The sequence below is a fragment of the Microbacterium aureliae genome, assembly GCF_054780155.1.
This window is the reverse complement of the sequence record NZ_BAAGWW010000002.1, coordinates 217,644-241,286: the sequence shown is the minus strand read 5'-3', so window position 1 is coordinate 241,286 and position 23,643 is coordinate 217,644. Positions and strand designations below refer to the sequence as shown.

Annotated in this window: 23 protein-coding genes; 11 read left to right on the top strand and 12 right to left on the bottom strand. The window is 71.8% G+C overall.

The genetic code is table 11. The features are described from left to right. The first annotated feature begins 8 nt into the window (after positions 1–8). Positions 9–653, top strand: coding sequence for a hypothetical protein (locus tag ACYVF4_RS07110; protein ID WP_460721191.1), 645 nt, complete (start codon positions 9–11; stop codon positions 651–653). Here the strand turns inward: ACYVF4_RS07110 and ACYVF4_RS07105 are convergent. Beyond that, on the bottom strand, positions 635–1,756 hold the full coding sequence (locus ACYVF4_RS07105) for an AI-2E family transporter (RefSeq protein WP_460721189.1): 1,122 nt from the start codon (positions 1,754–1,756) through the stop codon (positions 635–637). The genes ACYVF4_RS07110 and ACYVF4_RS07105 overlap by 19 nt on opposite strands. A 74-nt stretch (positions 1,757–1,830) precedes the next feature. On the opposite strand from ACYVF4_RS07105, the gene ACYVF4_RS07100 reads away from it, so the two are divergent. The 4 genes from ACYVF4_RS07100 (at position 1,831) to ACYVF4_RS07085 (ending at position 5,630) form a co-directional block, all read left to right on the top strand. Continuing rightward, complete coding sequence (locus tag ACYVF4_RS07100; protein ID WP_460721187.1) at positions 1,831–2,160, top strand: chorismate mutase; 330 nt, start codon at positions 1,831–1,833, stop codon at positions 2,158–2,160. A 282-nt stretch (positions 2,161–2,442) separates the two neighbouring features. Next, complete coding sequence (locus tag ACYVF4_RS07095; protein WP_460721185.1) at positions 2,443–3,750, top strand: quaternary amine ABC transporter ATP-binding protein; 1,308 nt, start codon at positions 2,443–2,445, stop codon at positions 3,748–3,750. After that, on the top strand, positions 3,747–4,652 hold the full coding sequence (locus ACYVF4_RS07090) for an ABC transporter permease (RefSeq protein WP_460721183.1): 906 nt from the start codon (positions 3,747–3,749) through the stop codon (positions 4,650–4,652). The genes ACYVF4_RS07095 and ACYVF4_RS07090 overlap by 4 nt, the downstream gene beginning before the upstream one ends. A gap of 51 nt (positions 4,653–4,703) precedes the next feature. After that, positions 4,704–5,630 carry a glycine betaine ABC transporter substrate-binding protein gene (locus ACYVF4_RS07085; protein ID WP_460721181.1) on the top strand — a complete coding sequence of 309 codons (927 nt, stop codon included), beginning with the start codon at positions 4,704–4,706 and terminating at the stop codon, positions 5,628–5,630. Position 5,631: 1 nt separating this feature from the next. Here ACYVF4_RS07085 and ACYVF4_RS07080 read toward each other — a convergent pair whose 3' ends face one another. From ACYVF4_RS07080 to ACYVF4_RS07060, 5 genes are all read right to left on the bottom strand, one after another. After that, on the bottom strand, positions 5,632–6,459 hold the full coding sequence (locus ACYVF4_RS07080; protein ID WP_460721179.1) for a hypothetical protein: 828 nt from the start codon (positions 6,457–6,459) through the stop codon (positions 5,632–5,634). Positions 6,460–6,497: 38 nt separating this feature from the next. Continuing rightward, complete coding sequence (locus tag ACYVF4_RS07075; protein WP_460721178.1) at positions 6,498–6,632, bottom strand: hypothetical protein; 135 nt, start codon at positions 6,630–6,632, stop codon at positions 6,498–6,500. Positions 6,633–6,666: 34 nt separating this feature from the next. Next, positions 6,667–9,018, bottom strand: coding sequence for a phosphoribosylformylglycinamidine synthase subunit PurL (purL, locus tag ACYVF4_RS07070; RefSeq protein ID WP_460721176.1), 2,352 nt, complete (start codon positions 9,016–9,018; stop codon positions 6,667–6,669). An 84-nt stretch (positions 9,019–9,102) separates the two neighbouring features. Further along, positions 9,103–9,501 carry a type II toxin-antitoxin system VapC family toxin gene (locus ACYVF4_RS07065; protein WP_460721174.1) on the bottom strand — a complete coding sequence of 133 codons (399 nt, stop codon included), beginning with the start codon at positions 9,499–9,501 and terminating at the stop codon, positions 9,103–9,105. Continuing rightward, entirely contained in the window at positions 9,498–9,758 is a 261-nt protein-coding gene (locus tag ACYVF4_RS07060; RefSeq protein ID WP_460721172.1) for a type II toxin-antitoxin system Phd/YefM family antitoxin, read from the bottom strand. Before ACYVF4_RS07060 ends, ACYVF4_RS07065 begins: the two co-directional genes overlap by 4 nt. A 98-nt stretch (positions 9,759–9,856) precedes the next feature. Here ACYVF4_RS07060 and ACYVF4_RS07055 point away from each other — a divergent pair, with 98 nt between their 5' ends. From ACYVF4_RS07055 to ACYVF4_RS07045, 3 genes are all read left to right on the top strand, one after another. Beyond that, positions 9,857–10,237, top strand: a complete 381-nt coding sequence (locus tag ACYVF4_RS07055; protein WP_460721170.1) for an ArsR/SmtB family transcription factor — start codon at positions 9,857–9,859, stop codon at positions 10,235–10,237. A 1-nt stretch (position 10,238) separates the two neighbouring features. Further along, a complete protein-coding gene (locus ACYVF4_RS07050) occupies positions 10,239–11,219 on the top strand; it encodes an SRPBCC family protein (protein ID WP_460721168.1) in 981 nt (326 codons plus the stop codon). A gap of 69 nt (positions 11,220–11,288) precedes the next feature. Next, positions 11,289–12,185, top strand: coding sequence for a TerC family protein (locus ACYVF4_RS07045; RefSeq protein WP_460721167.1), 897 nt, complete (start codon positions 11,289–11,291; stop codon positions 12,183–12,185). Positions 12,186–12,392: 207 nt separating this feature from the next. Here the strand turns inward: ACYVF4_RS07045 and ACYVF4_RS07040 are convergent, their stop codons facing one another. The 6 genes from ACYVF4_RS07040 to ACYVF4_RS07015 form a co-directional block, all read right to left on the bottom strand. Further along, on the bottom strand, positions 12,393–13,778 hold the full coding sequence (locus tag ACYVF4_RS07040) for a TrkH family potassium uptake protein (RefSeq protein WP_460721165.1): 1,386 nt from the start codon (positions 13,776–13,778) through the stop codon (positions 12,393–12,395). An 86-nt stretch (positions 13,779–13,864) separates the two neighbouring features. Further along, positions 13,865–14,317, bottom strand: a complete 453-nt coding sequence (gene sufU, locus ACYVF4_RS07035; RefSeq protein ID WP_460721163.1) for a Fe-S cluster assembly sulfur transfer protein SufU — start codon at positions 14,315–14,317, stop codon at positions 13,865–13,867. Next, entirely contained in the window at positions 14,314–15,621 is a 1,308-nt protein-coding gene (locus tag ACYVF4_RS07030; protein WP_460721161.1) for a SufS family cysteine desulfurase, read from the bottom strand. The genes sufU and ACYVF4_RS07030 overlap by 4 nt, the downstream gene beginning before the upstream one ends. A 46-nt stretch (positions 15,622–15,667) precedes the next feature. Continuing rightward, on the bottom strand, positions 15,668–16,882 hold the full coding sequence (locus ACYVF4_RS07025) for an amidohydrolase (protein ID WP_460721159.1): 1,215 nt from the start codon (positions 16,880–16,882) through the stop codon (positions 15,668–15,670). 57 nt (positions 16,883–16,939) lie between these two features. Then, a complete protein-coding gene (locus tag ACYVF4_RS07020) occupies positions 16,940–17,956 on the bottom strand; it encodes a LacI family DNA-binding transcriptional regulator (RefSeq protein ID WP_460721157.1) in 1,017 nt (338 codons plus the stop codon). A gap of 48 nt (positions 17,957–18,004) precedes the next feature. After that, complete coding sequence (locus ACYVF4_RS07015; protein WP_460721155.1) at positions 18,005–19,687, bottom strand: glycoside hydrolase family 13 protein; 1,683 nt, start codon at positions 19,685–19,687, stop codon at positions 18,005–18,007. Between the two features lie 85 nt (positions 19,688–19,772). On the opposite strand from ACYVF4_RS07015, the gene ACYVF4_RS07010 reads away from it, so the two are divergent. Genes ACYVF4_RS07010 through ACYVF4_RS07000 form a run of 3 tightly spaced genes read left to right on the top strand, consistent with a single transcriptional unit; the run spans position 19,773 to position 23,643 of the window. Continuing rightward, positions 19,773–20,294 (top strand): adenine phosphoribosyltransferase, encoded by a 522-nt coding sequence (locus tag ACYVF4_RS07010; protein ID WP_460721153.1) that lies wholly within the window; start codon positions 19,773–19,775, stop codon positions 20,292–20,294. Next, the gene (locus tag ACYVF4_RS07005; protein ID WP_460721151.1) at positions 20,294–22,768 is read left to right on the top strand and encodes a circularly permuted type 2 ATP-grasp protein; all 2,475 of its coding nucleotides are present in this window, start codon (positions 20,294–20,296) and stop codon (positions 22,766–22,768) included. Before ACYVF4_RS07010 ends, ACYVF4_RS07005 begins: the two co-directional genes overlap by 1 nt. Next, positions 22,765–23,643 (top strand): transglutaminase N-terminal domain-containing protein, encoded by an 879-nt coding sequence (locus tag ACYVF4_RS07000; RefSeq protein WP_460721149.1) that lies wholly within the window; start codon positions 22,765–22,767, stop codon positions 23,641–23,643. The genes ACYVF4_RS07005 and ACYVF4_RS07000 overlap by 4 nt, the downstream gene beginning before the upstream one ends.

Below are 23,643 nucleotides of genomic sequence, written 5' to 3'. Positions count from 1 at the left end.
GGCCGCGCATGACGAACCCGGCGCCTCGCGGATTCCTGTCGCGGTGGATCCTCGTCGTGGCGGCGGCCGAGACCCTCGGCTTCGCCGTGCCGGCGACGATCGGGGTGCTCGGGCAGGACCGCCCGTGGCTCGTCCCGGCGCTGCTGGCCGCCGGCGCGCTCGAGGGGGCGGTGCTGGGCGCCGCACAGGCATCGGTCCTCCATCCCGTGCTGCCGGCGCTGTCGCGCGCGCGGTGGATCGTGCTCACCGCGGTGGCCGCTGTCGTCGCCTACGCCCTCGGGATGCTGCCCTCGTCCACTTCGGAGTGGTGGACGACGTGGCCGCCCGCGCTGCAGGTTCTCGCCCTCGGCCCGGTGGGGATCGCCTTGCTGCTCTCGATCGGCGCCGCGCAGTGGCTGGAGCTGCGCCGCCGGATCCGCCGCGCGGGGTGGTGGATCGCCGGCACCGCGCTCAGCTGGCTGGCAGGGCTCGGCGTCTTCTTCGCGGTGGCCACGCCGCTGTGGCACGAGGGCCAGGTGGTCGGCTGGACGATCGCGATCGGACTCGTCGCCGGCCTGCTGATGGCCGCGGCCATGGCCGCGGTGACGGGCGTCACCATGCTGCGGCTGCTCCGGCGCGAGCACCCGGAGCCCGCTCAGACCTTGGCGTCCTGACGGGGGATCACGACCTGCCGGATGATCAGCAGGATCGAGGCGGTCACGGGGATGGCGACGAGGGCGCCCAGCAGGCCCAGCAGCGTGCCGCCGACCAGGGCGCCGATGACCACGAGCGACCCGGGGACCGACACCGCGCGGTTCATCACGCGAGGAGTGAACACGTATGCCTCGATCTGCATGTAGCCGAGGTAGGCCACGGCGAAGATCAGCGCAGACAGCGGATCGACGAACAGCGCGAACGTCGAGCCGATGATCCAGAACAGCACCGGGCCGACCAGCGGGATGATCGTGATGAGGAACGCCGTGACCGCCATCAGCGCGGGGAAGGGCAGGCCGAGGATCAGCTGCAGCACGAGGGTGAACAGGGCGTTGAAGAAGGCCAGCAGCACCATCCCCATCAGGTAGCCGCCGATGGAGTCGGTGATCTGCTCCGTCATGTCCGCGAGCATGGCCCGGCTGCGCGCGGGGGACAGACGGTAGAGCGACTGCTTCATCGACGGCAGCGTCGCGATGAAGTACAGCGTCAGCACGATGACGATGACCACGCTCGAGATGCCGGTGGCGATGCCGACGCCCACCTGCAGGACGCCGCCGCCGATCGCGGCGATGTTCGCCGGATCCGTCAGGAACGCCTGGACGTCGTCGAGGATCGTGCCCACACTGTCGCCGAACGTGCTCTCGAGCCCCAGGAAGAGGTCCGTGCGCATGAACGACGAGATGGTCTGCGGCAGGTCGTCGATGAAGCCCGCAACCTGGCGGACGACCGTCGGGACCACGAGCAGGACCGCGCCGACGAGCACGACGGCGAACCCGGCGAAGACGGTCACGATCGCCCACGTGCGCGCCATGCCGCGACGCTCGAGCAGGCGCACGACCGGGTCCAGGCCGAGGGCGGCGAACAGGGCGAAGAAGATGTAGATGAGGACCGTCGACAGGCTGCTGAGCGCGAAGCCGAGCACCAGCGCGGCGAGGGCGCCGAGCGTGACGGTGAACCCGACGCCGAACGGCTGGGACAGTCCGGTCCAGACGAACCTCGCGCCGTGCCGTGCGGCGGGTGTCGGTGCGGCGGCAACAGGTGGCGGGGGCGAGCCGTCGGTCATGGAGCACACTCTAGGGCCGCGCGCGTGGGGTGCGGGGGCCCCGGCGCGGTATCGTCGTCGGCGTGGAGGACGCCATGACCGAGACCGCATCGCAGCCCGAGTCGTCGGCGGACGCCGACGAGACCCTCGCGACGCTGCGCCGGCTGCGCAGCAGCATCGACAACGTCGACGCCGCGCTGGTGTACCTGCTGGCCGAGCGATTCAAGTGCACGAAGCAGGTCGGCAGGCTGAAGGCCGAGCACGGCCTCGCGCCGTCCGATCCCGTCCGCGAGGAGCAGCAGATCGCGCGACTGCGGCGCCTGGCCGAGGACGCGGATCTGGATCCCGCGTTCGCCGAGAAGTGGTTCAACTTCGTCGTCGCCGAGGTCATCCGCCACCACACGGCCGCCGCCGACGAGCGCTGAGCCGCCCCGCCGCGGGCGCGAATCGATTTGCTCCCCGGCGAGATTTCTCGCTACGGTCGTCTGCGGGCGAAAGCGCCCGAACGACCAGTCCGCGGTTGCGGCGGGTGCGTGGTCCCCGAGGGATCCCCGCGCCGCGAGCGTATGGTCGGTGGTCTGGACAGCGCACCCGATGCGCGCTGTCGGCTGTGCCGCCGCGCGACCCGCGCGGGTCCGGCGCCGATGACCGCCACCCGGGCGTAACCGATGCTGAGCGCGGTTGCCGCGCTGCCGAGGTGAGCACACATGACCGTCGTCCCTGCGCTTCAAGCGCGCAATCTGTACAAGGTCTTCGGGCGCAGCCCGAAGGACGCCGTGCGCCGGCTGAAGGCCGGCGGCACCCGCACCGAGGTCGCCGACGCCGGCACCGCAGCCGTCATCGATGCGAGCTTCACCGTGGAGCGGGGCGAGATCTTCGTCATCATGGGGCTGTCGGGATCGGGCAAGTCCACGCTCATCCGCATGCTCAACGGTCTGCACGACACCACGTCGGGTGACATCACCGTGCAGGGCGAGCCGATCACAGGCATCTCGCCCTCGCGGCTGCGCCAGACCCGGCGCGAGCGGGTGTCGATGGTGTTCCAGCACTTCGCGCTGCTGCCGCACCGCACCGTCGCCGCCAACGTCGCCTACCCGCTGGAGCTCCGCGGCGTCGGCAAGGCCGAGCGCCTGGCGAAGGCCGAAGAGATCCTCGCGCTCGTGGGGCTCGAGGGCTGGGGCGATAAGCTGCCGGCCGCGCTCTCGGGCGGCATGCAGCAGCGGGTCGGGATCGCGCGCGCCCTCGCCGCCGACACCGACATCCTGCTGATGGACGAGGCGTTCAGCGCTCTCGACCCCCTCATCCGCCGTGAGATGCAGGAGCAGCTGCTCGAGCTGCAGCAGAAGCTGCAGAAGACCATCGTCTTCATCACCCACGACCTCAACGAGGCCATGTTCCTCGGCGACCGGATCGCCGTCATGCGCGACGGCCGCATCGTCCAGATCGGCACCCCCGAGGACATCCTGACCGACCCCGCCAACGACTACGTCGAGCAGTTCGTGCAGGACGTCGATCGCGCGCGCGTGCTCACCGCGGCCAACGTCATGGAGCGCCCGCGCCCGGTCGTCGCCGACTCGGCCGGTCCTCGCGTGGCCCTCAAGCAGATGCGCGACTCCTTCATGTCGGCGACGTACGTCGTCGGACGCGACCGCCGGCTGCTCGGAGTCGTCACCGACCGCGACGCCGTCAAGCTCGTGCGTGCGGGCGGCACGTCCCTCACCTCGATCCTCAAGCCCGCGCCGCAGGCCGTCGGCCAGGACGAGGTCCTCATGAACCTGTTCGTCCCGGCCGTGGAGTCGCCGCTGCCGCTGGCGGTCACCGACGCCGACGGTCGCCTTGTGGGCGTCATCCCGCGCATCACGCTGCTGGCCGCGCTCGGCCCCGGCCCCGGCGCCACCGAAGAGATCATGATCCCGCTCCAGCCGATGCCGCAGGCGGCGATCGACGAAGTGCTGAGCGAGGGGGCGGATGCGGTCGGCTCCGCTCCGCGCGAGGATGAGGGGGTGCCCGCGTGAACGGCATCCGCATCCCCGTCGGCGAGTGGGTCGCCGACGCGGTCGACTGGGTCCGCGACAACCTCGATGGCCTGCTGGACCTGATCGCCTTCGTGGTCCGCTTCCTGGTCGAGGGGCTCACGGGCGTCCTGATGGGGTCGCCGATCGCCGTCGTCGTGCTCGTCGCCGCTCTCATCGGCTGGTTCGTGCGTTCGTGGCAGCTCGCGATCGGCACCGCGGTGTCCTTCCTGCTCATCGTCGCGATGAACCAGTGGGTCACGGCGCTGCAGACGCTCTCTCTCGTCCTCGTGGCCGCGGCGCTGGCGGTGGCGATCTCGATCCCGCTCGGCATCTGGTCGGCCCGCAACGCCACCGTCCGCGCGGTCCTCAAGCCCGTGCTCGACTTCATGCAGACGATGCCGGCCTTCGTCTACCTCATCCCGGCGATCTTCTTCTTCAGCATCGGCGTGGTCCCCGGCGTCGTCTCGACGGTCATCTTCGCGCTGCCCCCTGGCGTGCGCCTCACCGAGCTCGGCATCCGCGGTGTGGACTCCGAGACGGTCGAGGCCGGCCACGCCTTCGGCGCGAAGCCGGGTCAGATCCTGCGGGGCATCCAGCTGCCGCTGGCGATGCCCACGATCATGGCCGGCGTGAACCAGGTCATCATGCTGGCCCTGTCGATGGCGGTCGTCGCCGGCATCGTCGGCGCCGACGGCCTGGGCAAGGAGGTCGTCGCGGCGATCTCGACCGTGAACCTCGCGAAGGGCTTCGAGGCCGGCCTCAGCGTCGTCATCCTCGCGGTCTTCCTCGACCGCGTGACGGCGGCACTGGGCGATCCTGCGCAGCACCCCTCGTCGCTGCGGCAGCTGATCGCGCGTCGCCGCGCCGCCGCGCGGCGGGCGTCGCTCACCACCGCCGCGTGACACCGGCATCCCACCCATACGGAACGCACCGATAGATACGGAAGGCAGCACATGAACACCCGACACCTGCTCACCACCCTCGCCCTCGGCGCCACCGCGTCGCTCGTCCTGGCCGGCTGCGCCTCGGGCAACGACCTCGCCTCGGGCGGCTCCGCCCCGGACGCCGAGGCCGCCTCGGGCGACAAGGGCCCCATCACCCTCGGCTTCCTGCCGTCGTGGACCGATGGCCTCAGCACCGCGTACCTCATCGAGAACCAGCTCGAGAAGCTCGGCTACACCGTCGAGATGCAGACGCTCACCGAGGCCGGCCCGCTGTACACCGGTCTCGCGCAGGGCGACGTCGACATGTACCCGTCGGCGTGGCCCGAGCTCACCCACGCGTCCTACATGGACCAGTACGGCGACGACATCGAGGACCTCGGGACGTACTACGACAACGCGCGGCTGACCATCGCCGTGCCCGACTACGTCGACATCGAGTCCATCGAGGATCTCAAGGGCAACGCCGACCGCTTCGGCGGCAAGATCGTCGGCATCGAGCCGGGCGCCGGCCTCACCGGCGTCACGCAGGACTCGATGATCCCCGCCTATGACCTGGGCGGCGAGTACGAGCTGGTCACATCGTCGACCGCGGCGATGCTCACCGAGCTCGACAAGGCGATCGCCGCCGAGGACGACATCGTGGTGACCTCGTGGCGGCCGTTCTGGGCGAACGACGCCTACGGCCTGCGCGACCTCGAGGACCCCAAGGGCGCCATGGGCGAGCCCGAGGGTCTGCACTTCCTCGGCACGGGCGACTTCTCGGAGCGCTACCCGGATGCCGCCGAGCTCGTCGCCGGCATCCAGCTCGACGACGAGGAGTACGCCTCGCTCGAGGACATGGTCGTCAACGAGTACGGCGAGGGCCGCGAGGCCGAGGCCGTCGAGGCGTGGCTTGAGGCCAACCCCGACGCGTTCGAGACCATCATCGCGGACTGAGTCACCCGCCCGGACGCGACGTGCGCGCCGGCACCGGCCAGACCCCTCGGGGAGGCGGTGCCGGCGCCGTCGTCTGCGCGGGTGGCGGTGACTGGGGCGGTGGCGGTGACTGGGGCGGCCGTGACTGGGCCGGCGGTGACGCCGTCGGCGGCGCGGCGCTGCGCGCGGCATCCCACGCGTGACGCTCGGCGACGGTGAACGCGGCCTCGAGCCGGCCGACGGCGTCGCGGTACGAGAGGAATTGCTGCGGCGAGATCCGCGCGCGCGGGGAATCCGGCCGGTGCTGCCGGGCGACCTGCTGCGCCGAGAGGAACGCGATCGTCGACGGATGCCGGGCGTCGCTCATCTGCGGGAAGGCGATGAGCTTCGCCACATCCGTCTCGTACTCCAGCCACCTCGCCGTGACGGCGTCGTGGCGGGCGAACAGGCGCGCGAGCGGCAGCTGGGCGGCATCGACGACCGCGCGCATGCGGGTGCGCGCGGCCCGCACGCCGGTGCGCTTGGCCCGCAGCGTCAGCGCCGCCGCCCGCTGGGCCAGTCGCGCGGTCTGCAGCTCGCGGCGGGCGTCGTCGATGGACGGGATGCCGGGGGCACCGCTGCCGCGGAGGGCCTGCGCCGTCTGCAGCCGCGCCCGCGCGGTGCGCTCCTCGGCGCGGGCCGTGAGCAGCTCGGAGTGGGCGGCGACGACCTCGTGCCGCGCCGCGTCGAGCTCGAGCCGGCGGGCTCGGCGGCCGCGCGCCGTGACGGCGCCGTAGCCCGCCGCGGTCAGGCCCGCACCGGCGGGCAGGACCCATCCCCAGGCGGCGAGCAGCTCGAACCAGAGGTCCACCCGGCCATGCTAACCCGGTGCGCGGACCGCCCGGCAGGTCAGCCGAACAGCAGCGCCACCACCGTCGCGCCCCCGCCGACGAGGATGAGCGAGACGATGACCACCCACGCGACGATCTTCATCCGCCGCTGGCGGGCGTCGCTGTACACGGCGTAGTCGTCGTCGTCGCTCATGGGCTCCAGTGTAGGCGGGGCGTCGCGCGGCGGATCAGACGGCGGGGGCGGCGGCGGGTTCGGTGATCGTCGGTCCGAACACGGCCGGCAGCGTCGCCGTCGAGCGCTCGCGCAGTTCGGCGACGGGGACGGTGAACAGTCCCTGCACCTCGAGCACGGACGGCTCGCCCTCGGCGGCGTCGGTCACGCCGATCCGCAGCACCGGGTAGCCCCGGCCCTCGCACAGGCCGCGGAACTTCACGTCGTCCTCGCGCGGCACGCTGACGATGACGCGGCCCGTCGACTCCGAGAACAGCGCGGTCGCGGCATCCACCCCGTCGCGCTCCATGAGCTCGTCGAGCCACACGCGCGCGCCGACGCCGAAGCGCATGACGGCCTCGGCGAGAGACTGCGCGAGCCCTCCCGCCGACAGGTCGTGCGCGCTCGAGACGAGCGCCTGCTGGCCGGCGGCGTGCAGCAGCTCGGCCAGGCGCTTCTCACCGGCGAGGTCGACCGCCGGCGGACGGCCGCCCAGGTGGCCGTGGATGGTGCCGGCCCACTGGGAGCCGTCGAGTTCTTCGGCGGTCGTGCCGAGCAGGTAGATGTTCTCGCCGGCGTCCTGCCACCCCGACGGGATGCGGCGGGCGACGTCGTCGATGATGCCCAGGATGCCGACGACCGGCGTCGGGAAGATCGGCTGGTCCCCGGTCTGGTTGTAGAACGAGACGTTGCCGCCGGTGACCGGCACGCCGATCTCGAGGCAGCCGTCGGACAGGCCCTCGACGGCCTGCGAGAACTGCCACATGACCTCGGGGTTCTCGGGGCTGCCGAAGTTGAGGCAGTCGGTGACGGCGGTGGGGACGGCGCCGGTCACGGCGACGTTGCGGTAGGCCTCGGCCAGGGCCAGCTGCGCGCCGGCGTACGGGTCGAGCTGGCAGTAGCGGCCGTTGCAGTCGGTGGCGATCGCGAAGCCCAGGCCCGACTCCTCGTCGACGCGGATCATGCCCGCATCGTCGGGGAACGACAGGGCGGTGTTGCCCATCACGTAGAAGTCGTACTGGTTGGTGATCCACGACGTGTCGGCGAGGTTGGGGCTGGCCACGAGCGTCAGGAACTGCTCGCGCAGCGCCTCGCCGCCCTCGGGGCGGGGGAGCGAGGCGGCGGTGTTCTCGCGCAGCGCGTCGATCCACGTGGGGTAGGCGACGGGCCGCTCGTAGACCGGGCCGTCGACGGCGACCGTGGCCGGGTCGACGTTGACGATCTCTTCGCCGTGCCAGAAGATCTGCAGGCGGCCGTCGCCGGTGACCTCGCCGAGGACGCTCGTCTCGACGTCCCACTTGGCGGTGACGGCGAGGAACGCGTCGAGCTTCTCGGGCGCGACGATCGCCATCATGCGCTCCTGGCTCTCGCTCATCAGGATCTCTTCGGGCGTGAGCGACGGGTCGCGCAGCAGCACGTTCTCGAGGTCGACGCGCATGCCCGACCCGCCGTTGGCGGCCAGCTCGCTCGTCGCGCACGAGATGCCGGCGGCACCGAGGTCCTGGATCGCCTCGACGAGCTCGCCGCGGTAGAGCTCCAGGCAGCACTCGATGAGCACCTTCTCGGCGAACGGGTCGCCCACCTGCACGGCGGGGCGCTTGGTCGGGCCGCCGTCGGCGAAGGTGTCCGAGGCCAGGATCGACGCGCCGCCGATTCCGTCGCCGCCGGTGCGGGCGCCGAAGAGCACGACCTTGTTGCCCGCGCCCGAGGCGTTGGCGAGCTTGAGGTCCTCGTGGCGCAGGACGCCGACCGCGAGGGCGTTGACCAGCGGATTGCCCTGGTAGACCGCGTCGAACACGGTCTCGCCGCCGATATTGGGCAGGCCCAGGCAGTTGCCGTAGAACGAGATGCCGCTCACCACGCCGTGGACCACGCGCGCGGTGTCGGGGTTGTCGATGGCGCCGAAGCGCAGCTGGTCCATGACGGCGACCGGGCGGGCGCCCATCGAGATGATGTCGCGGACGATGCCGCCGACGCCGGTCGCGGCGCCCTGGAAGGGCTCGATGTAGCTGGGGTGGTTGTGCGACTCGACCTTGAAGGTCACCGCCCAGCCCTCGCCGATGTCGACGACGCCGGCGTTCTGGCCCATGCCGACCATGAGCCGTTCCTTCATCTCGGCCGAGACCTTCTGCCCGAACTGGCGCAGGTAGATCTTCGAGGACTTGTAGGAGCAGTGCTCGCTCCACATCACCGAGTACATCGCCAGCTCGCCGCTGGTGGGGCGGCGGCCGAGGATCGTGCGGATCTCGTCGTACTCCTCGGGCTTGAGCCCGAGAGCGCCGTACGGCTGCTCCTTGTCGGGGGTGGCTGCGGCGTTCTCGACGGTGTCGGCGGCGGGGCGCGCGGACTGGTCGGGGGAAGTGGTCATGCGGCTGAGCTCCAGAAAATCGCGGGCGCCGGACGCCCTCAGTCTAGTTGCGCGACGGATCGGCGTTACGGGCGGGTCTTTCCGTCACGGCTGGCGGCCGATCACATCGACGGCGAAGGTGCCGGATGCCGCGGCGAGGCGACGGTCGTTCGTCCACAGCGCTGTGCATTCCGCGAGTTCGGCGGCGGCCAGGTGCAGGGCGTCCACCGTCCGCAGCCCCGGGTTCGCCGCGCGCAGCTCGGCCGCGCGCAGATAGGCATCGAGATCGATGTCGACGCGGGTGCAGGCCTCGAACCACGTCGCGTACCTGTCGAGCAGCGCCTTGTCCTCGCGTCGAAGCGGGGCCACGAGGGTCTCGTGGACCACGAGTGCACTGATCGCGAGCCTCTCGCCGGCCGCCGCGAGTGCTCGCCGCGCACGCCGGCCGAGAACGCCGTCGTCCTCGGTGGCATAGATGACGATGCAGGAGTCGAGGTAGATCACCCCCCGGCCTCGCGGAGCTCGCGGATGCCGGCCTCGATCTCGTCGGTCGTCCGACGGTTCCCCGTGGGCAGCGGATGAGCCGCCAGCCAGTCGACGATGTCCTTGCCCGACGACACGCGGCGGTCGCGATCGATCGGGACGATCCGCGCCACCGGTCTGCCGCGCCGCATGATCACCGCTTCTTCGGCACCCGATTCGACGGCGGCGATGATGCGCGACAGATTGTTGCGCGCCTCGAGGATGTTGTACTCGGCCACAAGCGCATTCTAGCCAGGTTCGTGGCTAGGATGCCTGCACTTCTTCCCGACAGAGGTCCTCTTGACGGATGCCGGTCGCCGGCGTAACGTGCAACCAAATGGTTGTACAAACGAGGCTCAGCGATGAACAGATCGACCGCGTGTTCCACGCGCTCGCCGCATTTACGCGGCGGGACATCCTGCGGCGAACGATCGAGGGCGAGCACTCCGTATCGGCGCTCGCTCGCGACTACGACATGTCGTTCGCCGCGGTGCAGAAGCACGTGGCGGTGCTCGAAGCCGCCGGCCTCATCATCAAGCGCGCCGAGGGACGCGAGCGGCTCGTCCGCGCCGACCCCGCGATGATCGCGCGCGCCCGGGCGCTGCTCGCCCGCTTCGAAGACCTGTGGCGAGCCCGCATCGACCGCCTCGACGCCCTGCTGTCCGAGGACGCCTCCCCCGGCCCCACGCCGACACCGACCCCTGAGCAAGGAGAGTGACATGCCTGTCACCGACGTCACCACCGACCCCGAGAACCTCACCATGACGCTGACCGCCGAGGTCGCGGCATCCGTCGATCGCCTGTGGGAGGCCTTCACCGACCCGCGTCAGCTCGAGCGGTTCTGGGGACCCCCCGGGTACCCCGCGACCTTCACCGAGTTCGACCTGACCGTCGGCGGACGCGCGCGGTACCGGATGACGAGCCCGAAGGGCGAGGAGTTCCACGGCGTGTGGGAGTTCCTCGAGATCGACGGGCCGCGCTCGTTCACCGCGCTCGACTCGTTCGCGAACGCCGCCGGTGAGGTCGTCGCCGACCTGCCCACCTCGCGCATGGTGTTCGTCTTCGAGCCCACCGAGACCGGTGCGCGGCTGCGCAACACCACCTACTTCGACTCCGCCGAGGCGCTCGAGCAGGTCGTGGCGATGGGCGCCGTCGAGGGCTCGACGCTCGCGATGAACCAGCTCGACAAGGTGCTCGCCGGGCTGCGCGCATACGCCGCCGGCAAGGGCACGCAGACCGAGCTGCTCGACGACACCCACGTGCGCATCACGCGGCTCATCGAGGGAACGCGCGACCTCGTGTGGCGCGCGCACCACGAGCCCGAGCTGCTGCAGCAGTGGCTGCTCGGACCCGACGGCTGGCGGATGTCGGCGTGCGAGGTCGCCCCCGTCGTCGGCGGCCGCTACCGCTACGCGTGGGAGCCGGTCGGCGACACCGAGGGCGAGGCGTTCGGGTTCGACGGCGAGACGCTGCTCATCGACGCGCCCCGGCGCTCCGTGACCACCGAGCACATGACCGGCACCGACTTCCCCTCGACGCTCAATGACCTGACGCTCGAAGAAGAGGACGGCGCGACCCTCATCACCCTGGTCATCGAATACCCCGACAAGGCCACGCGCGACATGGTGCTCGCCACCGGCATGACCGAGGGCATGGAGGCCAGCTACGCCCGCCTGGAGCGCACGCTCGTCGCGGCCTGAGGGCGCGGCATCGGTCGGTGTGGCTCTGCATGACGACGGATGCCGCCTACACGCGCCTACGATGGGCGCGTGGACTTCTCCTTCGCCTTCACGCCCGACCTGATCGCGGTCTTCCTCACGCTCTTCGTCCTCGAGGTGGTCCTCGGCGTCGACAACGTCATCTTCATCTCGATCCTCGCCTCGAAGCTGCCGAAGGAGCAGCAGGCGAAGGCCCGCAACCTCGGCCTCACGCTCGCGATGCTCATGCGCGTGCTGCTGGTGCTGTTCGCCGGCTGGATCATCACGCTGAAAGAGGACGTGGTCGAGCTGTTCGGCCTGGGCTTCTCGTGGAAGGACTTCATCCTCATCGCGGGTGGCCTCTTCCTGATCTACAAGGCGACCACCGAGATCCACCACAAGCTCGAGGGCGCCGAAGAGGAGCACGGCACCGGCGGCGGCAAGGCCATCACGTTCGGGTCGGTGATCGCGCAGATCCTCGTGCTCGACCTGGTGTTCTCGCTGGACTCGGTCATCACCGCCGTCGGCATGACCGACAACCTGGTCGTCATCATCACGGTCGTCGTGCTGTCGTTCGGCATCATGCTCTTCGCGGCGCGCTTCATCTTCGCGTTCGTCAACAACCACCCGACGGTGAAGATGCTGGCGCTGGCGTTCCTGCTGCTGATCGGGGCGTTCCTGGTGGCCGAGGGCTTCGGCTTCCACATCGAGAAGGCCTTCATCTACGGCCCCATGGCGTTCGCCATCTTCGTCGAGTCGCTCAACCTGCTGTACTCCTCGCGCAAGGCCAAGCGCGAGCACAAGCGCCGCCAGGCCGTGCGCCTGCGCCCGCAGTATCCCGACGTCGACGAGTCGGTCGCCGTGGCCGCGGCCCTCTCGCGCGACCCCTCCGCCGGCTCGGTGGGGCTGTCGCGCCGGCCGGTCTCGGGGTCCGCTCCCGGCTCGGACGAGCGCGCCGGCCTCGGCTGAGGCCCGTCCTCCGCTCGCCGTCGGCGACGGGAGGGGATGTCGCCCAGGGGAGTACGGATCCAGCGGATTCGGTCCGCCCGTCGCCGACACTCCTCCGCTGCCCGACGCCGGGCCGAGGAGATCCCGAAGACGACCCCCGGATGCCGCTGCGCGACGTCGGGCGGAGGAGACCTCCAGCAGACCCCGAAAAGACCCCGGATGCCGGTGCTAGCCCACGATCGGACGCTCGTTGGGCAGCGTGAACAGCGTCTGGCGCTGGCGCACCGCGAGGGCGGCGGCGAGACCGATGGGGCCGATGCGTCCGGCGAGCATGAGGACCGAGAGCACGTACTTGCCGAAGGGGTCGAGTTCGGCCGACAGGCCCACGGACAGCCCGCACGTGGCGAAGGCCGAGATCACCTCGAACAGGATGCGGTCCAGCGGGGCGTCGCTGACGAGGGTGATGAGGGTGGTGGCGCCGAGGACCAGGGTCGCGCCGAGGAAGGTGACGCTGATGGCCACGCGCAGCAGGCCGTTGGGGATCGTGCGCGAGGCGGCGGTGATGTCGCGCGTGCCGCGCGCCTCGGCGACGATCGCGAGGAACAGCACCGCGAGCGTGGTCACCTTGATGCCGCCGGCCGTCGAGGCCGAGCCGCCGCCGACGAACATCAGGGCGTCGCTGGCGAGCAGGGTCGTCGAGGTCGAGGCGGCGGTGTCGGTGATGTTGAACCCGCCCGAGCGCATCATGGTCGAGGCGAACAGGCCGTGGAAGATCTTCTCGGCGGGGGTCATGTCGCCGATCGTGGCGGGGTTCGACCATTCGAAGAGGGTCCACGCGAACGCGCCGACGATCAGCAGCAGTGTCGTGGTCAGCAGGGTGAGCTTGGTGTGCAGGGTCCACCGCGAGGCGTGCCATCGCGCGTTGATCAGGGTCAGGAAGACCGGGAACCCGAAGCTGCCGACGAACACGCCGACCATGATCGGGACGAGGATCCACAGGTTCCCGTCGAAGAGGGTGAGCCCGCCGACGTGGCTGACGAAACCGGCGTTGTTGAAGGACGACACGGCGTAGAACAGGCCGTGCCACAGGCCCGGACCCCACCCCTCGAGCACGATGAACGACGGCGCGAGCAGCACCATGAGCACGCCCTGGATCGTGAGGGTCGTGAGCACGACGACCCGCAGCAGGCTGCGCACCTCGCCGAGTTCGGGCGCGCCGATGTTCTGCTGGGCGAAGACCCTGCCGCCCAGTCCCAGCTGACGGGTGACGGCGCGGGCCAGCAGCAGCGCGAGGGTGACGATGCCGAGTCCGCCGACCTCGATGGCGACGAGGATGACGACCATCCCGAACGGCGACCACGACTGCGCAGTGTCGAGGGTGGTGAGCCCGGTCACCGTGATCGCCGACACCGCGGTGAACACCGCGTCCTCCCACGCCGCCGCGCGGCCGTCGGCCGACGCGATCGGCAGCCTCAGCAGCACCGAGAAGAACAGGGCCGCCAGGACGAAGACGGCCACGGACGCGCGCGCGGGCGAGCGCCGGATCAGGTCGCCGACCGCACGGCCGACGCGCCGGGGCCACGACAGCGCGACGAGCGCGTCAGTCTCGCGCATGCGCCGGAACCTCACGTGACGTCCACTCGACCCGCCTCACCGACCTGGCGCCCAAGATACCCGTGCCGGCACCGAATCCCGCGACGTCAGGCGCGCGCCAGGGCGTCCTCGAGCGCGACCCACGCCAGCATCGCGCACTTCACGCGGGCCGAGAACTTCGACACCCCCGAAAGCGCGGCCGCGTCGGCGTAGGTCTCTTCGTCGAGCGGGATCTTGCCGCGCGAGCGCAGCGCCTCGCGGAAGCCGTCGATCAGCGCGCCCACCTCGGCGCGGGTGAGTCCCTCGTCGCCGCCGTCCTCTTCGAGCAGCGACACGAGCATCGACGCCGAGGCCTGCGAGATCGAGCAGCCGGCGCCCTCCCACGTGACGTCGCGCACGCGGTCGCCGTCCACGCGCACCCGCAGGGTGATCTCGTCGCCGCAGATCGGGTTCTTCTGGTGCGAGGTGGCGGTCGCCCCCTCTTCGGGGGCGAGCCCCTTGCCCTTCGGGCGCTTGGAGTGGTCGAGGATCAGCTCCTGGTACAGCGATTCGAGGCTCACGAGGCAACTCCGAAGAACGAGCGGATGCCGGCGGCCGCGTCCAGGAACGCATCGACGTCATCGGGGGTGTTGTAGAGGGCGGCGCTCGCGCGCACCGACGCGGTCATGCCGAAGCGCCGGTGCAGCGGCTGTGCGCAGTGGTGTCCGACGCGGACGGCGATGCCGCGGGAGTCCAGGAACTGGCCGGCGTCGTGGGCGTGGACGCCCTCGACCTCGAACGCGGACAGCGCGACGCGCTCGGCGTCCTCGGCGTCGCCCAGCAGGCGGATCCCGGGGATCCGGCGGAGCCCCTCGCGCATGCGGGCCTCGAGGCGCGTCTCGTGCGCGTGCACCGCCGGCATCCCGACCCGCTCCAGGTAGCGGACCGCCTCGGCGAGAGCGACGGCCTGCGACACCGGCTGCGTGCCGGCCTCGAACTTCTGCGGGGGCGGCAGGTAGTCGGCCTCGTCGAGGGTGACGGTGGTGATCATCGACCCGCCGGTGAGGAAGGGCGGCAGCGCCTCGAGCACCTCGGACCGGCCGTACAGGCCGCCGATCGCGTACGGGCCGAGCATCTTGTGCCCCGAGAACACCGCGACGTCGACGCCGAGGGCGGCGAGGTCGAGGGGCAGGTGCGGCGCGGACTGGCACGCGTCCATGACGCTCAGCGCACCGGCATCCTTCGCCATCGTCACGAGGGTCGCGACGGGGTTGACGATGCCGAGGACGTTCGACACTTGCGGGAAGGCGACGACGCGCGTGCGCTCGCCGATGAGGTCGCGGGCCGTGTCCAAGTCGAGCGTGCCGTCGTCGTGGACGGGGATGTGGCGCAGCACGGCGCCGGTGCGGGCGGCGAGCTCCTGCCACGGGATGAGGTTGGCGTGGTGCTCGGACTCGGTGATGACGATCTCGTCGCCGGCGCGCAGCGCGTACGGCGAGCTGGCGGGCGCGCCCCGGCCGTGCGAGGCGTTGCCGAGGGCGTAGGCGACGAGGTTGATGCCCGCCGTCGCGCCGCTCGTCCACACCAGCTGCTCGGGCTGCGCGCCGACGAAGGCCGCGACCGTCTCTCGCGCGTCCTCGAAGGCGTCGGTCGCCTCGGCGGCCAGCGTGTGCGCGCCGCGGTGGACGGCCGCGTTGGTGCGGGTGAGGAAGGCGACCTCGGCGTCGATGACGGCCTGCGGCTTCTGGCTGGTGGCGGCGGAGTCGAGGTAGACGAGCGGATGCCCGTTGACGCTCTGGCCGAGCAGGGGGAAGTCCGCGCGCAGCGCGGCCGCATCGAGCTCGGGCGCGTCGATGTTCGCGGGGGCGGGGGAGACGGGGGTCACCCCTCAAGGCTACGCCGGGTCTCGCCCACCGGCGGCGGGGTGACGGTCAGCCCAGGAACTCTCGCGCGGCCACGACGATGTTCTGCACGCCGTTGTCGAGGGTCGGCTGCAGCACCGGCGCGAAGAAGGGGGAGTGGTTGGTGGGGACGTCGCGCTCGATGGTGCCGCCCCGCTGCGCCTCGGCGTACAGGTGCGGGTCGATGCCGCCCCAGAACCAGTACACCAGCGGGGCGCCGGACTCGCGCGCGAACCACGAGACGTCCTCGCTGCCGGTGAACATGCCCGGGTCGACGACGGCGTCCTCGCCGAAGTGGCGCGAGAAGGCGGCGCGCAGGCGGTCGGTCGCCTCGACGTCGTTGATCGTCGGCGGCAGCGAGTGGTCGACGGTGATGACCGGCTCGGCCTCTGCTCCGGATGCCGCGGCCTCTGCCCGCACGATCCGCTCGACCTTCTGCATCACCCGTCCGCGTGCCTCGTCGTCGGGGTAGCGAAGGCTCAGTTCGAGCACCGCCTCGGCGGGGATGATGTTGTTCTTCAGTCCCGCGTGGATGGAACCGACGGTGACGACGGCCACATCGCGGGGGTCGACCTCGCGCGAGACGATCGTCTGCAGGCGCATCACGGTGGCGGCGGCCATCACGACCGGGTCGATGGTGGAGTGGGGGCGCGAGCCGTGGCCGCCGCGGCCGTGCAGCACCACCCGCAGTCCGTCGGAGGCGGCCATCTGCGTGCCGCTTCGGACGCCGATCGTTCCCGCCGGCAGCGGCGTGACGTGCTGGCCGAGGACGACGTCCGGCTTCGGGTAGCGCTCGAGCACGCCGTCGGCGATCATCGCCTGCGCGCCGGCGCCGTACTCCTCGGCGGGCTGGAAGACCGCGACGATCGTGCCCTTCCACTCGCCGCGGGTGGCATGCAGCTGCTCGAGCGCGCCGATCATCGCGGCGACGTGCATGTCGTGCCCGCACGCGTGCATGACGGGGACGTCGGCGCCGGCGGGGTCGATGCCGCGCGCGGTGCTGGCGTAGGGCAGGCCGGTGCGCTCCTCCACGGGCAGGCCGTCGGTGTCGGCGCGCAGCCACACGACGGGGCCCTCGCCCGAGCGGATGATCGCGGCGACGCCGGTCTTGCCGATGCCCTCTTCGAACTCGATGCCGAGCTCGGTGAGCTTCGCGGCGATCACGCCGGCCGTGCGCGTCTCGCGGAACGACAGCTCGGGGTGGCGGTGCAGATCGATGTACAGGGCGTCGAGGTCGATCGTCATGGACTCGAGCCTACGCCGCCCCGGCGAAGCGGCTCCGCGGGGTCCCGTGTCGCGGGTTCACTCGTGGCGGCGCGCGGTGGAACCCCGCACCACCAGGTCGTACGGCAGCCGGCCGGGGGCGGTCTGCTCGGCACCGGGGGGCTGCTCCAGCAGCTCGAGGATCGCCTCGGCTGCCCGCTCGCCCTGCGCGAGGGGGAACTGGTCGACGGTGGTCAGCCGGAAGAATTCGCCCAGCTCGTGCCCGTCGATGCCGACCACCGAGAGATCCTCGGGCACGCGGTAGCCGAGTTCGCGGGCGGCCAGCAGGGCCCCGATCGCCATCTCGTCGGATGCGGCGAACACCGCCGTCGGGCGCTCGCCGGGCCGGCCCAGCAGCTGCTTGGCGGCGCGGAACCCGCCCTCGATGGTGAAGTCGGCCGGTTCGTACAGCGCCGGGTGCACCGGAATGCCGGCATCCGCCAGCGCCTGCTCGAAGCCCTGACGCCGCTGGGTGGGGACGTGGAAGTCGACGTCGAACTCGGGGCTGGCGCCGATGTGGGCGATGTCGCGGTGGCCGAGGGCGACGAGGTGCTCGGTGGCCAGGCGTGCGACGGCGACGTCGTCGACGGTGAGGGTGGCCAGCCCCGGGTTCGGTCCGCCGATCGCGATCACTGGCAGGTCGAGCTCGCGCAGCCGCTCGATCTCGTCCGCGCCGAGCTCGAGCGAGATCGCGATCACGCCGTCCACGCGCTGGCGGCGCAGGAACGTCTCGAAGATGCGGTGGCGGGCGTCGCGGTCGGCGGTGAGGTTGTACAGCGTGATGTCGTAGCCCTGGCGCATGAGCGCGTTGGCGATGCCGCTGAGCACCGTGCTGAAGAACCAGCGGTCCAGGAACGGCACCAGCACCCCGATGTTGCGGGTGCGGCCCGACGCCAGGCTCGACGCGGACGCCGACACGACGTACCCGAGCGAGCGCGCGGCGGCCTCGACGCGGGCGCGCGTCGTCGCCGAGACGTGCCCGCGCCCGCTCAGCGCGCGCGAGACCGTCGCCGTCGAGACGCCCGCCTTGCGGGCGACTTCATCGATGCTGACCACGTCGTCACCATGTCCTCTCGACCCGGGCCGACGGCCCGGGACCCTGATTCAGCCCTGCGTCATCCAGACCGTCGTGTCGGCGGGCAGCTCGTCCCCGAGGGTGGGGCCACTGGCGACGATGACGCCGCCCTCGGGGAGCGCCACCGGCTCGGTGCCGGTGTTGGCGATGACCGTCACTACGCCGTTGCGGAAGGCGAGCACGCCGGGACCGAAGCCGTCGAGCCACTCGATCGATCCGCTGCCGAGGCCGTGCGCGCGGCGGGTGGCCAGCAGCGCGCGGTACAGCGACAGGGTCGAGGCGGGGTCGTCGACCTGCACCTCGCGCGCCAGGCGCGCCCACTCCGCGGGCTGCGGCAGCCACGAGGCGCCGGTGTCGTTGAAGCCGTAGGCGGGGCCGGACGCGGTCCACGGGAGCGGCACGCGGCAGCCGTCGCGGCCGTAGCGCTCGCCGTTCGTGCGGAACCACGTCGGGTCCTGGCGGGCGTCGCCGGGGATGTCGATGACCTCGGGAAGACCGAGCTCCTCGCCCTGGTACAGGTAGGCCGAGCCCGGCAGCGCGAGCATGACGGCCGTCGCGGCGCGCGCGCGGCGCAGGCCCACGTCGGCGATCGGCTTGCCGGGGGAGTCCGGGCCGATGCCGTGACCCTGCGGATTCTCGGCGGTCAGCGCCAGGCGCGAGGCGTGGCGGACGACGTCGTGGTTGGACAGCACCCACGTGCTCGGCGCACCCACCGCGCCGAAGGCGGCCAGCGACTCGTCGACGACGGCGCGCAGGGCCTCGGCATCCCACGCGGTCTCGAGGTAGGGGAAGTTGAAGGCCTGGTGCATCTCGTCGGGCCGCACCCAGCGCGCGGTCTCTTCCGGCGTCGGACGCCACGCCTCGGCGCACAGCGCGCGGTCGCCGGCGTACTCGGCGAGCAGCTTGTGCCAGTCGCGGTACACCTCGTGCACGCCGTCCTGGCCCCAGTAGGGCACACCCTCTTCTTCGCCGCCCATCGACCCGGCCTCGGGGTCGGGGGTGTAGTCGGGCAGGCCCTCGGCCTTGATCAGGCCGTGGGCGACGTCGACGCGGAAGCCGTCGACACCGCGGTCCAGCCAGAAGCGCAGGACGCGGCGCATCTCTTCGCGCACCTCTTCGTTGGACCAGTCGAAGTCGGGCTGCGTCGAGTCGAACAGGTGCAGGTACCACTGGCCGGGGGTGCCGTCGGCCTCGACGATGCGGGTCCAGGCCGGGCCGCCGAAGATCGACTCCCAGTTGTTGGGGGGCAGCTCGCCCGCCGTGCCCTTGCCGTCGCGGAACATGTAGCGCGCGCGCTCGGGGCTGCCGGGCTCGGCAGCCAGCGCCTGCTGGAACCACACGTGCTGGTCCGACGAGTGGTTGGGGACGAGGTCGACGATGATCCGGATGCCGCGGCCGTGGGCGCCCTCGAGCATGTCGTCGAAGTCGGCCAGGGTGCCGAACAGCGGGTCGACGTCGCAGTAGTCCGAGACGTCGTAGCCGGCGTCCTTCTGGGGCGAGCGCATGAACGGGCTCAGCCAGATCGCGTCGACGCCGAGCTCGGCCAGGTCGTCGAGATGGGCGGTGATGCCGGGCAGGTCGCCGATCCCGTCGCCCGAGGCGTCCGCGAAGGAGCGGGGGTAGATCTGGTAGATGACGGCGGTGCGCCACCATTCGGCGCCCGGGGCGGAGGGGAGCGCGCCGGCGCGGAGTACGGTGTCGGTCGAAGGCATTGGGACAGGATACTGCAAGCGCTTGCATATTCCCTGATCCGTCATCGCACCGACCGCCCCGGCCCCGCGGGACTAGGGTGGGCGCGTGCCTGCCGACGCCCTCACCCGAGCCGAGTCGCTGATCCGGACGATCCCCGACTACCCCGAGCCCGGCATCCTCTTCCGCGACATCACTCCGCTGCTGGCCGACGCCGGCGCCCTGCGTGAGGTCGTGGCCGCCCTCACCGACCCGTTCGAGGGCCGCTTCGACGTCGTCGCCGGAATCGAGGCGCGCGGGTTCCTGCTCGCCGGGGCGATCGCGGTGGCCTCGGGGGTGGGGCTGGTCCCGATCCGCAAGGCGGGCAAGCTGCCCCGGCCGGCGGCATCCGTCTCGTACGCGCTGGAGTACGGCACCGCCACCATCGAGGCCCACGACGACCTCGCGCCCGGCTCACGCGTGCTGCTGGTGGACGACGTGCTCGCCACCGGCGGCACTCTCATCGCCGCCCACGAGCTGATGGCGCGGCTGGGCGCCGAGGTCGTCGGCACGTCCGTGCTGATGGAGCTGTCCGGGCTCGGCGGCCGCGAGGCCGTGGGCGACGTGCACGCGGTGTTCCGGACCGGCTGATGAGCCTGCTGCACGACTACGCGGCGTCGCTCGCCCGGGAGCCGCTGTCGTTCGGCGGCGAAGCGCCGGCGCGCTTCGACGAGGTCGTCGCACCCGGCGGGACGCTGCGCCCGGCGTGGAAGGGCCTGGCCGCGGCGAGCGTCGGCCTAACCGCCGGCGAGGTCGCGCGCATCGACGCCGAGATCGCCCGGACCCTCGCCGACGACGGCGTGACCTACGGGCACCCGACCGCCGGTCCGCGGCCCTGGCGACTGGACCCCCTGCCGCTCGTGCTGGACTCCGCGACGTGGTCGCGGCTCGAGGTCGGGCTCGCGCAGCGCGCCGAGCTGCTGAGCGCCGTCATGGCCGACGTCTACGGGCCGCAGCGGCTGCTGTCCGAGGGCATCGTGCCCGCGGCCGCCGTCGTCGCCCATCCCGGCTTCGTCCGCGCCGTCGCCCGGCAGTCCGTCACCGCGCCGCACACGCTGCTGACCTCTGCCACCGACCTCGGACGCGACGATGCGGGTGAATGGCGGGTGCTCGCCGACCGCGTGCAGGCGCCGTCGGGCCTCGGGTACGCGATGGAGAACCGGCTGGTCCTCTCGCGCATGCTGCCCGACCTCTACGCCGACGCGGACCTGCACCGCCTGGAGCCGTACTTCGCGGTCCTCCGCGACGCGCTGCTGCAGCGCGCGCCCACCGGCGACCCCGACCCGCGCGTGGTGGTGCTCTCGCCCGGCACGCACTCCGAGACGGCGTACGACCAGGCCTTCATCGCCAACACGCTCGGCTTCCCCCTCGTGCAGGGCAGCGACCTCGTGGTCAGCGACGGGTACGTGTGGATCAAGCCCGCCCGCTGGCCGCGCACCGCGCCCGTGGACCGCGTCGACGTGATCCTGCGCCGCGTGGACTCGATGTGGTGCGACCCGCTCGAGCTGCGCGGCGACTCGCAGCTGGGGGTGGCCGGTCTCGTCGAGGCGGTGCGGCGCGGCCGTGTCCACGTCGTCAACGGCCTTGGCGCGGGAGTCCTCGAGAACCCGGCCCTGCTGCCGTATCTCGCCGCCGTCTGCGAGCGCCTGCTCGGCGAGCAGCTGCGCCTGCCGTCGGCGCCGGCGTGGTGGTGCGGCGACCCCGACGGACTCGACCTCGTCCTCGAGCGGCTGCGCCGCTCGCCCGAGACGATCATGGTGCGCACCCTCGACGGCGCCGCCGCGGTCGCGGACGACCTCGAGGCCGCCGTCCGCCGTCACCCGTACCGCTACGTCGGCATCGACCGGCTGCCGCTGTCGCAGGCGCCGGTCTGGAGCGGCGACGCCGCGGCCTCGCATCCCCTCGTCCTGCGCGCGTTCACGGTGCGGTTCGGGCCGGCCTACCGCACGCTCGCGGGCGGCATCGCGACGGCGCGGGCCCTGGACGGCACGCCTCTCACGAAGGACGTGTGGGTGCTCAAGGCCGACCCGGATGAGCCGGATCAGGGTCTCGCCGCCCCGCCGCCGATGACGATGATCCCGTCGATCCCGGCCTTCGCGCCGCGCGCCCTCGAGGACATGTTCTGGGCGGGACGCTACGCCGAGCGCGCCGAGGATCTGCTCCGCCTCGTGCTGGCCACGCAGGCCCACCTCGAACGGCGTCGCAGCAGAGCGGCGGATGCCGGCCCCGTGCTGTTCGGGGTGCTGCGGCTGCTCGCCGGCCACCGCTTCGACGCGTCCGACGCCGAGCTGCGCTCGCTGCTCATCGACGCGACCCGCGCCGGCAGTGCGGCGCATGCCCTCGCCGGCATGCGCGAGGCGCTCGAGGGCGTGCGCGACCAGCTGTCGGGCGACACCTGGCGGGTCTTCGCGATCGCCGACCGCGCGATGGCGGCCGTGCGGACGACCACGCACTCCCCGCAGCTCGGCGAATCCGCCGGTCGCATGCTCAGCGGCGTGCTGTCGCTGCACGGCGTGACCTCGAACATGATCCGCGACCCCGGCTGGCACATGATCCAGGCGGGCCGCTATCTGGAGCGCGCCGCGCAGCTGTGCACGCTGCTGTCGGCCACGACGCGCTCGCACGCGCCGGCCACCGACCGCGAGGTGCTGGACGGCGTCCTGCTGGCCGCCGAGAGCCTCGTCACCCACCGCCGCCGGTACCGCGGCTACGGCCGCACCCGCAGCGTGCTCGAGCTGCTGCTGCGGGACCCCGACAACCCGCGCTCGCTGGTGTTCTCGCTCGAGCACCTGCGGCAGCACCTGGCCGCGATGCCCGATTCCACCGGCTCGACGCGTCCCGAGCGGCTGCAGCACGAACTGGCCGAGCGCGTCGGCGCGATCGACATCACCGCGCTCGCGGCCGAGACCGAGGGCCGTCGCGACGCGCTCGCCGAGTTCCTGGCCGAGACCGCCGCCGGCATCCGTCAGCTGTCCGACGCCATCGCCGACGTGCATTTCGCCGGCGGTCCGCCCGCGATCCAGCTGTCCTCGCTGGCGCTCATCGAAGAGATCGGGCGAGCATGAGATACCGGCTCTCGCACCGCACCGAGTACCTGTACGACAAGCCCGTGCGCAACAGCCTGGGCGTGCACCACCTGCGTCCGCGCGAGCTGGCGTGGCAGAGCGTGGGCACCCACACGGTGTCGATCGACCCGGGGCCGGCCGATCACGCGCCCGACATCGACTACTACGGCAACTCGGTGACCTACTTCCACGTCACCGAACCGCACACGCGCCTCGTGATCGATTCGGTCAGCGACGTCACGGCCGAGCGGCCCGTCTACGACGACGACGCGCTGGCGGCGCCGTGGGAGAGCGCGAGGCCGCTCGCCGATCCCTCCGCGCCGGGCGCGTGGGAGGCGACGGAGTTCGCCCTGGAGTCCCCGCGCGTCGCGCACATCCCAGAGGCGGCCGAGTACGGCGCCGTGTCGCTGCGGCCCGGGCGCCCGATCGGCGAGGCGATGACCGACCTCATGCAGCGCATCCACCGCGACTTCGACTACGACACCAAGGCGACCACGGTCACCAGCACGGTGGCGGATGCCATGTCCAAGCGCGCCGGCGTATGCCAGGACTTCGCGCACGTGGCGCTGGCATGCCTGCGCAGCCACGGCGTCGCGGCCCGCTACGTCAGCGGATACCTGGCGACGCAGCCGCCGCCCGGCAAGGAGCGGGTCGTCGGCGCGGACGCGTCGCACGCGTGGCTGGCGGTGTGGGTCCCGGCATCCGGTCAATGGCTCGCCATCGACCCCACCAACGACCAGTGGGCAAACGAGCGGTACATCACCGTGGCGTGGGGCCGGGACTACGGCGACGTCTCGCCGGTGCGCGGCATCATCTGGTCGAAGTCGAAGACGTCGACGCTGCGGGTGTCGGTCGACGTCGCGCCCGCCGACTGA